Source organism: Amycolatopsis methanolica 239 (assembly GCF_000739085.1).
GTDB lineage: Bacteria > Actinomycetota > Actinomycetes > Mycobacteriales > Pseudonocardiaceae > Amycolatopsis_E > Amycolatopsis_E methanolica.
The window spans coordinates 5,769,868-5,782,022 of the sequence record NZ_CP009110.1; the positions used below are offsets into that span (position 1 = coordinate 5,769,868).

Annotated in this window: 17 protein-coding genes; 10 read left to right on the forward strand and 7 right to left on the reverse strand. The window is 71.6% G+C overall.

Going from position 1 to position 12,155, the window contains the following annotated elements; all coding sequences use genetic code 11:
* Window positions 1–7: 7 nt before the first annotated feature.
* From AMETH_RS28040 to AMETH_RS28050, 3 genes are all read right to left on the reverse strand, one after another.
* Complete coding sequence (locus AMETH_RS28040) at window positions 8–361, reverse strand: STAS domain-containing protein (protein ID WP_017984524.1); 354 nt, start codon at window positions 359–361, stop codon at window positions 8–10.
* A gap of 84 nt (window positions 362–445) precedes the next feature.
* Complete coding sequence (locus AMETH_RS28045; RefSeq protein WP_223842957.1) at window positions 446–871, reverse strand: DUF6292 family protein; 426 nt, start codon at window positions 869–871, stop codon at window positions 446–448.
* A 154-nt stretch (window positions 872–1,025) separates the two neighbouring features.
* The gene (locus AMETH_RS28050; RefSeq protein ID WP_020422971.1) at window positions 1,026–1,394 is read right to left on the reverse strand and encodes an STAS domain-containing protein; all 369 of its coding nucleotides are present in this window, start codon (window positions 1,392–1,394) and stop codon (window positions 1,026–1,028) included.
* A gap of 153 nt (window positions 1,395–1,547) precedes the next feature.
* Here AMETH_RS28050 and AMETH_RS28055 point away from each other — a divergent pair, with 153 nt between their 5' ends.
* From AMETH_RS28055 to AMETH_RS28075, 5 genes are read left to right on the forward strand one after another with little or no spacing between them, the layout of a single operon-like run.
* A complete protein-coding gene (locus tag AMETH_RS28055) occupies window positions 1,548–2,417 on the forward strand; it encodes an STAS domain-containing protein (protein WP_017984527.1) in 870 nt (289 codons plus the stop codon).
* Window positions 2,417–2,794, forward strand: a complete 378-nt coding sequence (locus AMETH_RS28060; RefSeq protein ID WP_017984528.1) for an STAS domain-containing protein — start codon at window positions 2,417–2,419, stop codon at window positions 2,792–2,794. Before AMETH_RS28055 ends, AMETH_RS28060 begins: the two co-directional genes overlap by 1 nt.
* Window positions 2,791–3,216 carry an anti-sigma regulatory factor gene (locus AMETH_RS28065; protein WP_017984529.1) on the forward strand — a complete coding sequence of 142 codons (426 nt, stop codon included), beginning with the start codon at window positions 2,791–2,793 and terminating at the stop codon, window positions 3,214–3,216. The genes AMETH_RS28060 and AMETH_RS28065 overlap by 4 nt, the downstream gene beginning before the upstream one ends.
* The gene (locus AMETH_RS28070; RefSeq protein WP_017984530.1) at window positions 3,213–4,211 is read left to right on the forward strand and encodes a SpoIIE family protein phosphatase; all 999 of its coding nucleotides are present in this window, start codon (window positions 3,213–3,215) and stop codon (window positions 4,209–4,211) included. Before AMETH_RS28065 ends, AMETH_RS28070 begins: the two co-directional genes overlap by 4 nt.
* Entirely contained in the window at window positions 4,208–5,503 is a 1,296-nt protein-coding gene (locus AMETH_RS28075; RefSeq protein ID WP_017984531.1) for a PP2C family protein-serine/threonine phosphatase, read from the forward strand. Before AMETH_RS28070 ends, AMETH_RS28075 begins: the two co-directional genes overlap by 4 nt.
* 2 nt (window positions 5,504–5,505) lie before the next feature.
* Here AMETH_RS28075 and AMETH_RS28080 read toward each other — a convergent pair whose 3' ends face one another.
* Entirely contained in the window at window positions 5,506–5,937 is a 432-nt protein-coding gene (locus AMETH_RS28080) for an ATP-binding protein (RefSeq protein WP_017984532.1), read from the reverse strand.
* A gap of 233 nt (window positions 5,938–6,170) precedes the next feature.
* On the opposite strand from AMETH_RS28080, the gene AMETH_RS28085 reads away from it, so the two are divergent.
* On the forward strand, window positions 6,171–6,536 hold the full coding sequence (locus AMETH_RS28085; protein WP_017984533.1) for an STAS domain-containing protein: 366 nt from the start codon (window positions 6,171–6,173) through the stop codon (window positions 6,534–6,536).
* A 57-nt stretch (window positions 6,537–6,593) separates the two neighbouring features.
* Entirely contained in the window at window positions 6,594–7,034 is a 441-nt protein-coding gene (locus AMETH_RS28090; RefSeq protein ID WP_026153439.1) for an SRPBCC family protein, read from the forward strand.
* 240 nt (window positions 7,035–7,274) lie between these two features.
* Here the strand turns inward: AMETH_RS28090 and AMETH_RS28095 are convergent, their stop codons facing one another.
* The 3 genes from AMETH_RS28095 to AMETH_RS28105 are packed head-to-tail and all read right to left on the reverse strand — an operon-like array spanning window position 7,275 to window position 10,650.
* Window positions 7,275–8,864 (reverse strand): phytoene desaturase family protein, encoded by a 1,590-nt coding sequence (locus AMETH_RS28095; RefSeq protein WP_017984535.1) that lies wholly within the window; start codon window positions 8,862–8,864, stop codon window positions 7,275–7,277.
* A gap of 11 nt (window positions 8,865–8,875) precedes the next feature.
* Window positions 8,876–9,952, reverse strand: coding sequence for an NAD-dependent epimerase/dehydratase family protein (locus AMETH_RS28100; RefSeq protein ID WP_017984536.1), 1,077 nt, complete (start codon window positions 9,950–9,952; stop codon window positions 8,876–8,878).
* A 53-nt stretch (window positions 9,953–10,005) separates the two neighbouring features.
* Window positions 10,006–10,650 (reverse strand): TetR/AcrR family transcriptional regulator, encoded by a 645-nt coding sequence (locus tag AMETH_RS28105; RefSeq protein ID WP_026153440.1) that lies wholly within the window; start codon window positions 10,648–10,650, stop codon window positions 10,006–10,008.
* A 115-nt stretch (window positions 10,651–10,765) separates the two neighbouring features.
* Between AMETH_RS28105 and AMETH_RS42255 the strand changes: the two genes are divergently transcribed.
* The 3 genes from AMETH_RS42255 (at window position 10,766) to AMETH_RS28115 (ending at window position 12,141) form a co-directional block, all read left to right on the forward strand.
* Entirely contained in the window at window positions 10,766–10,951 is a 186-nt protein-coding gene (locus AMETH_RS42255; RefSeq protein ID WP_017984538.1) for a hypothetical protein, read from the forward strand.
* 12 nt (window positions 10,952–10,963) lie between these two features.
* Window positions 10,964–11,692, forward strand: coding sequence for an NADP-dependent oxidoreductase (locus AMETH_RS28110; protein ID WP_017984539.1), 729 nt, complete (start codon window positions 10,964–10,966; stop codon window positions 11,690–11,692).
* Between the two features lie 77 nt (window positions 11,693–11,769).
* The gene (locus AMETH_RS28115; protein ID WP_209436817.1) at window positions 11,770–12,141 is read left to right on the forward strand and encodes an ester cyclase; all 372 of its coding nucleotides are present in this window, start codon (window positions 11,770–11,772) and stop codon (window positions 12,139–12,141) included.
* The last annotated feature ends 14 nt before the right edge of the window (window positions 12,142–12,155 follow it).

The window sequence follows — 12,155 nt, forward strand, 5'->3', positions numbered from 1 at the left end:
GACCGTGTCAGCCCTCACTCAGGGCGCATTCGAGAGTTTCGGAAACGGTGAACACCTGCCGCAGATCGGCCGCCTCCAGCGCGCGCAACACGACTCGGCTGGACGCGACCAGCCGCAGCGGTGTGCCGGCCTCGGCACACCGCTGCTCGGCCTCGACGAGCAGGGACAACCCGGCGGAGCCGAGGAAGTCCACGTGGGACAGGTCGACGATCACCGGCTGGGGCGGCACGGCCGCGCGCCGGGCCTGGTCCATCTCGCTGATCAGCGCCGGTGCGGAACACAGGTCCACACCGCCGGACGCGGTCACCACGACGGCGTCCCCGGTCACCCGGTGACGCACCGCGAAAGCTTCTTCGGCCAACGGAACCTCCCGGACACGCGTGGGGACACCTGCGGTGCGTTCAGCCTAATGCGGGGCCGGGAAGTCGGCAGATCTCGAGCTTCGTCACCCCGCCAGCGCCGGCGCCGAATACGCGGCCAGCCGCTCCCGGACGTCCACCGGATCCCACACCGGCGGTTCGAGGACACCGGCCGCCACGCCGTCGCACAGGTCCGCGGCGAACCGCGCCACCACCCGTGGCGCGGGCAGGACGTCGGCGCCGAGGTAGGCCAGGACGATCAGGTCCTCGCCGCAGTGCGATTCGACGACCAGCGACCACCCGGTGTCCTCGCTCCAGAGGAGGGCGGCGTCGCGGTCGGGGAACTCGGGAAGGCGGCGCTCCAGCGCCAGGTATGCGTTTGCCGGTGGTGGGTCGATCTGCACGAAGTAGGCGGTGCCGCCCAGCCCCAGAGCCTCGGTCACCAGTCGCACGTACCGCCGCAGCCCCCGCGCCTGCGCGTCCTCGTATTCCAGGTACATCTGCCCTCGCACTTCGCCCACCAGACAGCCGGCGGGGCGCCCCTGCTTGACGCCTCGCCGGAAATCGGCCCCTTGACGGGTTTGAAACCGCTCATGCCCCAGCCGGGCTACCCCTGGCTCGCGAATCCCAAACCAGCCATTTCACGGTGGGTGTGCGCGGGCTGCCTCACGCACGAGCGCTGGGTGACTCCTCACCCTCGATGGTGAACGAGCCCAGCAGCCCGGTGATGTCCAGGATGCGCCGCGCGTAGCGGTCCACGTTGGCCAGCTTCACCGTGCCGCCCTGCTCCTCCGCGCTGGTCTTCGCCCTGATCAGGGCGCTGATGCAGGCCGAGTCGAAGAAGTTGAGGCCTTCGAAGTCGAGCACCAGGTGGATCACGCCGGATCCGAGCAGCTTCTCCACGGCCTGGTCCAGCTGGTCCACCGCGCCGTGGTCGATCTCGCCGAGCAGCAGCACACGTCCGCTGTCGCCGCTGGCCTCCGTGCGCACCACGGAAGCCGTGGCGGACCTTGTCGCGCCTTCGTCCGTCGTCATGGTTCGAACTCTCTCCAAAATCGTGGCGTCGGCTTCGGCCCCGGTTGTCGCCCGGCGACCGTGTGCAATAAGTTTGCCGCAAGCCAACGAACTCCGCGCAACACCGCGGATCGTTCTGCCTACGACCTTCCACCATGCTGGAGCCTGGGAGCGATGACGACAACCTCCGACCGCCAGATCACCGCCGTGGTCAGCGATTTCCTTGACGCCCAAAAGGAATCGATCGTCACGCAGTGGGCCGACTCACCTTTCTTCCGCTCCGTGGCGCAGGATTCCGACCAGGCCGCAGGCGACAGTGCCGAGGTCCTGCGGGGGATCCGCCGGGCCATCGCGGCCGGTGACGCGGACAGCCCGGCCGCCGACGGCTTCAACGACCTGCGCTCGCTGCTCACCGCGCTCGCCTCGCAACTCGACGGCAACGAGGGTGTGAGCCCGCGCACCGCCGTCGAGGTGAGCGACCTCAAGAAGCCGCTGCTGCGCCTGTGGCAGGAGACAGCGGATGCGGAATTGCTCACAGCGGGCGCCCTGCTGCTCTCCAGCGCGGTGGACACCCTGCGGCTGGTGCTCGTCGAGTCGGCGCTCGCCTCGGCCAAGGAGACCCTGGCCATCCAGCGCGACCAGCTGACCGAGCTGTCCACCCCGGTCATCAAGCTGTGGGACGGGGTGCTGGCGATCCCGCTGATCGGCACCCTGGACAGCATGCGCAGCCAGGTCGCCACCGAGAGCCTGCTGCAGTCGATCATGACCCACCAGGCCAAGGTCGCGATCCTGGACATCACCGGCGTGCCCACGGTCGACACGATGGTGGCCCAGCACCTGCTCAAGACCGCCATGGCGGCGCGGTTGATGGGCGCGGAGTGCGTCATCAGCGGCATCCGCCCGCAGATCGCCAACACGATGGTGCAGCTCGGCATCGACCTCGGCGAGGTCGCCACCCGCGCCCGGCTGGCCGACGCGCTGGCCTACGCCCTCAACCGGCTCGGACTGCAGGTGGGCTCGTCCGCGGGACCGGGCGTGGTCTGATGGCAGGCATCCCGATCGTCAACCTGAGTGGTGTCCTGCTGGTCACCATCCAGGAGGAGCTCCTCGACCAGTCGGTGGCCGAGTTCGAGTCCGAGCTCACCGAGAAGGTCGTGGAGACCCGCGCCCGGGGTGTGCTCATCGACGTGTCCGTGCTGGACATCATCGACTCGTTCCTCGCCCGCACGCTGCACGACATCGCGGCCATCACCTCGCTGATGGCGGCGCGCACCGTGGTGGTGGGCATGCGGCCCGCCGTCGCCATCACCCTGGTCGAACTCGGCCTGACCCTGCCCGGCCTGTCCACGGCGCTCTCCGTCGAGGAGGGCTTGTCACTACTCACCCCGCAACCGGGGTCATCGCGGACGGCGCTGCGGTGACACGCGCGCCTTCCACGAACACGGTCGCCATCCACGACGAGTACGACATCGTGCATGTGCGGCACGCCGCCAGGTCGGCGGCGTCCACCGCGGGGTTCAGCCTCGTGCAGCAGACCAAACTGGTCACCGCCGCCAGCGAACTGGCCCGCAACGCCCTGGTCTACGGCGGCGGCGGGCAGGCGGAAATCGCCGTCGAGGACCTCGGCGGCAACCCGACGGTGCGGATGACCTTCACCGACAAGGGGCCGGGCATCCCGGACATCGACGCGGCCATGGCGGACGGCTTCACCACCGGTTCCGGCCTCGGCCTCGGGCTCGGCGGCGCCAAACGGCTCGCCGACCAGTTCCGGATCGACTCGGCGCCGGGCCGCGGGACGAGGGTGGAGATCAGCATGTCCGTCCGCAGAAGCGCGGGACCGTGACCCGGGACGACCTGATCGTGACCGAACAGAGTCACGTCGGCCGCGCGCGGATCGTCGCCGCGTCGGCCGCGACCCGCGCCGGGCTGCCGCTGGAGCGGGTACACCTGGTGTCGCTCGCCGCCACCGAACTGGCCTCCAACCTGCTCAAACACGCCGGGCGCGGGGTGTTCAGCGTGGTGCCCGCGCTGGGCAGGCTGGACGTGGTCGCCGTCGACTGCGGTCCGGGGATCGGCCGGATCGAGGACAGCATGCGCGACGGCTACTCGACCACCGGCACGCTGGGCGGCGGCCTCGGCGCGGTGCGCCGCGCCGCGGACATGTTCGACGTCTACAGCAGGCGTGGCCAGGGCACTTCCGTGCTCGCGCGCTGGCACGCCGGCCCGTCGCCGCTGCCCGGTGGCCTGCGGATCGGCAGCGCGATCCTCACCGCACCGGGTGAAGTGGAATGCGGCGACCGCTGGACGGCGGAAACCACGGACGATAGCGTGACCATCGCGGTGAGTGACGGCCTGGGCCACGGCCACCTGGCGGCGCGGGCCAGTGACGCGGCGATCTCCACCGTCGCGGCGCACCCCGAGCTGCGACCGGCCCGTATCCTGGAGCTGATGCAGCCGTCCCTCGCCTCCACCCGCGGCGCGACCGTCGCCGTCGCGCAGCTGAGTCCGGCGGAGGGACGCATGCGGTTCTGCGGGGTGGGCAACGTGTCCACCCGGTTCTACGCGGACCAGGACGGGCCTGTGCAGCGCATCGTGTCGCGCCACGGCATCGTCGGCGTCGCCGCGCGGCCGCGGCCGTCGGACTCCGCGTACTCGTGGTCCTCTCGCAGCTGGCTGGTGCTGCACTCCGACGGGATTTCGGACAAGTGGAGCAACACCGACTGGCCCGGCCTGTTCAACCACGACCCGGCCACCGTCGCGGGCTGGATTCTGGGGCAACGTGGCCGCGGGCGGGACGACGCGTGCGTGGTCGTGATCGCGGGAGGTGGTGGACGGTGACGAAAGCCACCACCGAGGACCTCCTCCGCGAGTTGCGCGAAACCATCGCGCGGCAGGAGCGTGAGCTGCGGCTGCACCAGTCGGAGCTGGAACAGACCAACGCGGGCCTGCTGGCCCTGCACGCCGAGGTCGAGCTGCAGCGGCAGCGGTCGGCGTTCCTGGACGAGGTGAGCCGCAGCGTGTCGGCCTCGCTGCGCGGCCGGGAGGTCGTGGAGGCGCTGGTCGGGCTCATCGAGCGGGAGAACCTGGCCGACTGCGCCGGCGTGTGGCTGGTGACGGACGAGACCCGCAAGCTCAATCGCCTGCCGCGGCCGGACAGCGCGCCGGACGCGGACGTGAAACGCGTCGGGACCGGGCACCAGGCGCACATCGAGCCGAAGCGGCTGCTGCTCCCACTGACGGTCGGCCCGCACCTTCTGGGCGTGCTCGAGCTGCACCGGGACACCGAGTTCACCGGCGACGAGGTGTCCTTCCTCACCGCCGTCGCCGCGCGGTCCGCGGTCGGCCTGCGCAACGCGGGCGAGTACGAGCGGGAACGCGAGCTGGCCGAGCGGCTGCAGCACGCGATGCTGCCCACCCTGAGCACCCCGGACGAGCTGGAGCTGTGCGCCCGCTACCGGCCCGCGGCGACCGGCGTGAACATCGGTGGCGACTGGTTCGACGCGTTCACCAGGGCCGACGGCACGATCGTGCTCACCGTGGGTGACGTCACCGGGCACGGCCTCGACGCGGCCGTGGTCATGGGGAAGCTGCAGAACGCGCTGCGCGCCTACACCGCGGAAGGGCACGGCCCGGCGGAGGCGCTGCGGCTGGCCCACCACCTGCTGCGCGGGCTGGACAGCGCGTTGTTCGCCACCGCGGTGGTCGCCGACCTGGAGCTGGAGACCGGCCGGATCCGCTGGGCCAGCGCCGGGCACCTGCCGATCCTGGCCTGCGGCGAGGGCGGGGTCCGGCACCTGGAGCGGCCGAATGCGCCGATGCTGGGGGTGCCGTTCGCGTTCGACATCGCCGAGTACGAGGAGACCATCACGCCGGGCAGCGACCTGCTGCTCTACACCGACGGGCTGGTGGAGCGGCGGGCCGAGGTCCTCGACGACGGGCTGGCCAGGCTGACCGGGGCGTTCGCCGAGGTCACCGGGCTGCCCACGGACGAGGCAGGCGACCGGATCCTGGCCGAGATGCTGGGCCAGGACGAGCACGACGACGACGTGTGCCTGCTGCTGTGCCGGTGGTCGGCGCAGCCGGAGCGCCCGTCCAGCCGCGGCGCGCGGCACATCCCGGCGCCCGGTTGAGCTCAGCGTGGGATGGCGAACTCCGCCCACACCCACTTGCCGTCGGAGCCGGTCTCGTAACCCCAGGACTCGCTGACCGCTTCGACGATCACCAGGCCGTTGCCGCGCACCGAATCCTGTTCGGCCGGACGCGGGACCGGGACGTGCACGTCGTCGTCCCACACGCGCAGCAGCAGGCGGTCGCCGTTCTGGCGCAGCACCACCGTGACCTCGCCCTGCCCGTGCTCGACGGCGTTGGTGACCAGCTCGGACGCGGCGAGCACGATGTCCTCCCTGGTGTCCGCGGGCACCTCCCACGCCTGCAGGGCGGAGGTGGCGAACTCCCTGGCCTGGCCGACGGCCGGCGCCTCCTCGGGCAACCTCGTCACCGCGCGCCGCCACACCGACGGCTTGCTGTGGTGCTTCGTCGGTCGGCGCGAGCCGTCGGTCCTCACAGTGTCCTCCCGCCAGCGGTCCTTGCTCGCGTATCGGCTGTGTTGGTGGTTCCCCGGACGTGGCCGGTTAACCACTTTCCGCCCCGATCCTCACCCGCGGTGAAGCCCGGTTAGGATCGGCGGACGGTTGAGCCGCCAGCCTGTTGCCGTGGCGGCTTCGGGTACCGGTGCAGCTTCCTTGTGGTCCGCCGACGGCAGGACGCGGTGAACGACGACTGTAGGAGGTATCTCGGGTGACCACCGAGTTGCGTGTCACGCGACGCCTCGTCGACGGGGCCATCGTGATCTCCGCCGCCGGCGATGTGGACCTGACCAGCGCGCCCGACCTGGAGAGCGAGGTGCAGACCGCCTGCGCCGAAGCGCGGCCGCCGGGCCCGCTGGTGGTCGACCTGTCCGGGGTGACCTTCCTGGGGTCGATCGGCCTGAGCCTGCTGGTGAACGCGCAGCAGAAGTGCGAGGAGAACTCGGTGGAGCTGCGGGTCGTGGCCACCAGCCGCGCCGTGCTGCGGCCGCTGGAGGTGACCCGGCTCGACGAACAGCTGCGGATCACGTCGTCGCTCGAGGAGGCCGTGGCGCCGCCCGCGACGGAAGCGAGCTGATTGTCCCGCTCCCGCGTGGGGTACTCGCTGCCGGTGGACCGAGCCGGGGAGCGACAGATGATCGTGGTGAACAAGCGGATTCCCGTCCAGCCCGAAAAGGTGTTCGCCGTCCTCGCCGACGGCTGGAACTACGCGGGCTGGGTCGTGGGCGCCTCGCACATCCGGCGGGTGGACAGCCACTGGCCGCAGGTCGGTTCGCGGATCCACCACAGCGTCGGGCCGTGGCCGTTCAACGTGCAGGACGTGAGCTGCGTGCTCGCGGTCGAGGAGAACAAACTCCTGGAACTGGAGGCCCGCATGTGGCCGATGGGCTCCGCGAAGATCACGCTGACCCTGACGCCCGACACCGAGGGCGGCACGGAGGTGCAGATGGCGGAAAAGCTGGCGCGCGGCCCGCTCAGCCTGCTCCCCGAGCCCGTGCAAGCAGCCATGCTGGCCCCACGGAACACCGAAAGCCTGAAGCGCCTGGCGGACATCGCGGTGCACCGCGATCTTTGAACCAAACCTGGGCTGGGTGGTCATCCCGGAGCCTGCCCGTCCGGCGAGGACTATCTTTTGATCTTTTTCCTGCGCTTCGCGCAGGAGCGCCTCACGGCGCTCGAACACCTTTCGCCCCCCCGCCCCCGATGCCTGATTGTGTTCAGTCGCCGAGCAGGCGACTAGAGATCGGCTGTGGATCGGGGGCGGGGGAGGTCTGGTTGGGGTAGTCGCTTGCTTTTCGTTGCCGGTCGGCGGTTTCTAGCTGTAGATGGCTCGTTGTGCTGCTTGCATCGCACTTCCGTATAGGCCGCCGGTGATTCCGTTGCGTGCCAAGGCTGCTCGTGCTGCGTTGGCTCCTGGTGCGCCGTGCACGGCACCGCCGGGGTGGGCCGAGGCGCCAGCGAGGTAGAGCCGATCAACGGGTGTGTCGGCCCTCGACAAGCCGGGTACTGGGCGGAACACGAACTGCTGGTGGATCGCGGCGGTGCCGGCGTTGATCGCGCCCTGTACGAGGCTCGGGTTGAGTGCTTCCAGCTCCGCCGGCCCCTGCGGGCACCTCGCCTGGATCAGGCCGCGGAAGCCGGGTGCGCGCCGCTCGATGAGTTCTTCCATCCGGTCGGCGAAGCGTTCCAGCCGGTCCCTGTCCCAGCGTTCGCCGCGGGGGACGTGCGTGTACGCCCACACCGCCTCGGTGCCCGCCGGGGAGCGGGACGGGTCCGTCGTCGTCATCTGGCCCAGCAACAGGAACGGCCGCTCGGGCACCCGGCTGCACGCCAGGTCCGCGCCGTACGCGGTCAGCCCATCGAGGTCCGCGTCCAGATGCACCACGCCCGACCGGCGCGCCTCTTCGGCCGTCCACGGGATTTTCCCGCTCAATGCCCAGTCGACCTTGATCGTCGCGTTGTCCCAGTGGAAACGGTCCAGGTCGGACACCAACCGGGCGGGCAGGTGCTCCTCCCCGACCAGCTCCCGGTACAGCGCCGGGGCGGGCACGTCCGCCAGCACCGCCCGCTTGGCCCGCACCAGTTCACCGTGCTCGTCCCGCACACCCATCGCCCGGTTGCCCGCGATCAACACGTCCCGGACCCGCCGGTTGCACTCGACCCGGCCACCGCGGTCGGCGAGACGGCGCACCAGTGCCGTGATGATCCGGTCCGCGCCGCACTCCGGCACCGGGAAACCCACGTCCTGCCCGACCATCCCCAGCAGCCAGCCGAACACACCGCTGCCCGCGTTGTCCGGACCAAGATCGGTGTGCAGGGCGTTGCCGGCGAGCAGCAGCCGCGCGCCCTCGCCGTCGAAGAGCTCCTCGCCCAGCCGCCGCACCGGCAGCGTCACCATCCGCACCAGCCGCAGGGTTTCCGCGACCCCGACGCGGCGCACCAGCCTCGACGCCGACCGTACCGGCGGGAACGGGCGCAGCACCGATTCCAGCAGGTCGTCACGCACCCTCTCCCATTGCGCGAACGCGTCACGCCAGGCGTCGCCGTCCTTGGCGGCGAAGGCCGACACCGAAGCGGCCGTCTCGTCGAGGTCCCGGGACAAGGCCACGGACCGGTCGTCGTGCAGGACGTGGGCCAGCACCAGCGGCGCGTGCCTCCACACCAGGCCGTAGGAGTCCAGCCCCAGCTCCCGCAGCACCGGCGACGCGTAGCCGAGCGGGTAGAACGCGCTGCACAGGTCGCTGCGGAACCCGGGCGCGGTGACCTCCGCACTGCGCACCGCACCGCCGGGCTCCGGCGCGGCCTCGAGCACGAGCACGCTCCACCCGGCGTCGGCGAGCACGTTCGCCGCCACGAGACCGTTCTGGCCCGCCCCCACGACGACCGCGTCGACGGTTTCGGTCACGACGCTCCCTTCTAGGCCTGCGTCTGACGACTGGGCCGCCCCAGCCTGATCCCAGCCAATCGCTCCAGCCACGATTCCGCACCCCGCGGCGCGAGCGGACCGCTGCCGGTGCCGCTGCCGTCGCGCATCCCGGCGACCAGTTCGGCCAGCGCCTCCTTCGCGTCGTGCCGCGGTTCCCAGCCGAGATGGGCGCGGGCGCGGGTGGTGTCGACCAGCGGCGCCTTGTCGGCGAGGGTGAGCCAGCCCGGGTGCATCGGCTGCAACCCGAGCCGCCACGTCGGCAGGGCCAGGGTGGTGACCAGCCGCCGCGGCACCGGGACGCGGAAACCGCCGAACAACTCGGCGAGGTCGTTGACGCCGAGGATCGGTTCGGCGGCCAGGTTGAAGGCGCCCTCGGCACGCTGGTCGAGCATGCGGCAGATCGCGTCGGCGACGTCGTCGGCGTGCACGACCTGGGCACGCAACCCGCTCCACAACGGCACCGGCAGCAGGCGGTTGCCGATCAACGCGGCCGGCAGAAGGGGGCTCAGCGTCCACCGCGCGAGCTGCGCGCCGGAGTCGTACTGGGCGACGGCGCACGGCCGGAACACCGCGACCCGCACGTCCGGGTGCTGCCGGGCGAACAGCTCGACCAGGCGTTCCAGGCGTGCCTTGTCACGGCTGTAGGCGCTGCCCGGGACGCCGGTGCGCGGCCAGTCCTCGTCCACGCGGGTCCAGCGCGGGGCCGGGGTGTAGGCGGCGACCGAGGACGCGCAGACCAGCTGCGGCACCCCGGCCTCGGCGACGGCGGCCAGGATCTCCTGCGAACCCTCGATGTTGGTCCGGTTGCGCGGCGGCTCGTCGGCACCCGGGTGGATGGCCCAGGCGAGGTGGACGACGGCGTCCGCCCCGGCGAAGACCTTCGGTACGACGTCCGGGGCGGTGTCGGAGTCGAGGTCGCAGTCGATCCACTGGGCACCGTCGTACGGTGGACGGGCGTCCGGGATCCGGCGCGCCAGCCCGACGACCTCCCAGCCGGGCCTGCGCGCGGCCGCACGCAGAAACGCGGTGCCGATGCTGCCGGACGCCCCGGTGACCACGACCTTCATGCCGGACGTGTTCCACGAGGGCGGCTTCGCTAACCGCCGGGGCACGGAACTTCTCAGTCCGCAGGCAAGGCGGGAGCGTCCGGCGTCGCCACCGCCGCCAGCCGGGCGCGGACCGCCGTGCGGGCGTAGTCGTAGCGGGACGGGTCGTCGTGCAGCAGGGCGTCCTCGGCGGCGGCCCTGGTGAGCGCGTCCAGCTCGAAGGCCAGCTGCGCCGGGTCCACGTCCGGGTCGATCTCGCCCAGCTCCTGCGCCTCGGCGATCGTCGTGCGGTACAGCGACTGCCAGTCCCGCCGTCCGGCGGCTATCGCGTCGCGCACGCGGCCAGGACGGGCGTCGAACTCGGCCGCGGTCGCGACGAAGAAACACCCGCCCTCGAACACCGGCTGCCGCACGTACGCCAGCCACGACTGGGCCAGCGCCCACACCCGCCGGAGCCCCGCCGGGGCCTTCCGCGCGGGCTTCACGACCTTGCCGACGAACACCTCGACGGCCGCGCGCACCGTCGCCAGCTGCAGCTCCTCCTTGGAGCCGAACTGGGCGAACACCCCGCTCTTGCTCACGTCCAGCTCCGTGGCCAGCCGCCGCACGGACAGGCTCTCCAGCCCCTCCACGGACGCGATGTCCATCGCCCGGTCCAGGATCGCCCGCCGCGAGCGCAGCCCGCGCTGCACCCGCTTGTCCACATGCACGTCAGCCACCCGGCCAGTCTATCCCGGACAGCCGTCCACCGCTTGCTCGATTCCCTGCGGAGAATTGCCACTGTCAACCGCGCGAACTTACCGTACGCGTGTCCACTAACTTGGAGGAGACACCATGCGAGCGGTACTGCAGCGGGCGTGGCGCGGCCCGCTCGAAGTGGCCGAGGTGCCCACACCCCGGCCCACCCCCGGCGACGTCCTGGTCCGGGTCTTCGCGGCGGGCGTCAACCCCGTCGACCACTACACCGCCATCGGCCAGGCCTACAACATGGTCCTGTCGCTGCCCCACCCCCACGGCTAGGACGTCGCGGGGGTGGTCGAGCAGGTCGGCTACGGCGTGACGCGGTTCGCGCCCGGCGACCGCGTCTACGGCATGCCGTGGTTCCCGCGCGCGGCCGGCGCGTTCGCCGACTACCTGACCGCCCCGGCCCGTCACCTCGCGCCGATGCCGGACGGGCTCGGTTTCACCGAAGCGGCCGCTCTGCCGCTGGCGGGGCTGACGGCGTGGCAGATCCTCACCGAGGTCGCCGGCGTGGCGGCCGGACAGCGGGTGCTGGTCTCGGGCGCGGCGGGCGGCGTCGGGCACCTCGCCGTCCAGATCGCGAAGGCCCGCGGCGCGCACGTCATCGGCACGGCTAGCCCGCCGAAGCACGAGTTCGTGCGCGCGCTGGGGGCGGACGAAGTGACCGATCATCGGACCGGGCCGCCCGCGCGGGACGTGGACGTGGTGGTGCAGATGTTCGGCGGCGAGCACGGCCTGACCGCGCTGCGCGCCCTCCGCCCGGGCGGGCTGCTGGTCAGCGGCCAGTCCGCGTGGACGCCGGGGCTGCACGAGCGCGCCGCGGAACTCGGCGTGCGCGCGGTGGGCTACCTCGTCGACCCGGACGCCGCCGGGCTCGCCGCGCTCACCGACCTGGTCCACAAGGGACAGTTGTCGCCGCACGTCAGCGAGACGTTCCCACTGACCGAGGCCGAGCGCGCCCTGAACCTGCTCGCCGAGGGCCACACCACCGGCAAAGTCGTCCTGACCGTCACCGACTGAGGTGGAACCGTGGAACAAGCAGTCCGCGCCTACGCCGAAGCCAAGAGCCGCGCCGACACCGGCGCCGCACTGGCCCAATGCGACCCCGACGTGGTCATCGAAACCGTCCCCTTCCGGGCCGTCGCGCACGGCGCGCGGAGGCCGAGCGCCAGTTCGCCGGGTTCTTCCGCGCGTTCCGCGACTACCGCGTGCGCGCCGACTACCTGCGCACCGCCGGGGACCTCGTGGTCGGCGCAGGCACGATCAGCGCCACGATGCGCGGTGCGCTGGCCGGGATCGAACCGACCGGGAAGTCGTTCGAGCTGCCGTTCGCCTGCCACTGGCAGGTGCATGACGGGCTGATCGCCCACGAGCGGTTCTTCTTCGACTTCCACTGGATGTGCGAGCAGCTGGGCCTGTCGACCGATGAGGCGGGCAAGCGGTTCACCGAGTGGCGGGAGGTGGCATGAGCGCGGGGTCACCA

What these genes read in the sequence shown, in the direction of transcription:
- AMETH_RS28050 (WP_020422971.1), bottom strand. Translation starts at nt 1,394, where the DNA reads ATGACGACGGACGAAGGCGCGACAAGGTCCGCCACGGCTTCCGTGGTG.
- AMETH_RS28055 (WP_017984527.1), top strand. Translation starts at nt 1,548, where the DNA reads ATGACGACAACCTCCGACCGCCAGATCACCGCCGTGGTCAGCGATTTC.
- AMETH_RS28060 (WP_017984528.1), top strand. Translation starts at nt 2,417, where the DNA reads ATGGCAGGCATCCCGATCGTCAACCTGAGTGGTGTCCTGCTGGTCACC.
- AMETH_RS28090 (WP_026153439.1), top strand. Translation starts at nt 6,594, where the DNA reads ATGATCGTGGTGAACAAGCGGATTCCCGTCCAGCCCGAAAAGGTGTTC.
- AMETH_RS28100 (WP_017984536.1), bottom strand. Translation starts at nt 9,952, where the DNA reads ATGAAGGTCGTGGTCACCGGGGCGTCCGGCAGCATCGGCACCGCGTTT.
- AMETH_RS42255 (WP_017984538.1), top strand. Translation starts at nt 10,766, where the DNA reads ATGCGAGCGGTACTGCAGCGGGCGTGGCGCGGCCCGCTCGAAGTGGCC.
- AMETH_RS28115 (WP_209436817.1), top strand. Translation starts at nt 11,770, where the DNA reads ATGCGACCCCGACGTGGTCATCGAAACCGTCCCCTTCCGGGCCGTCGC.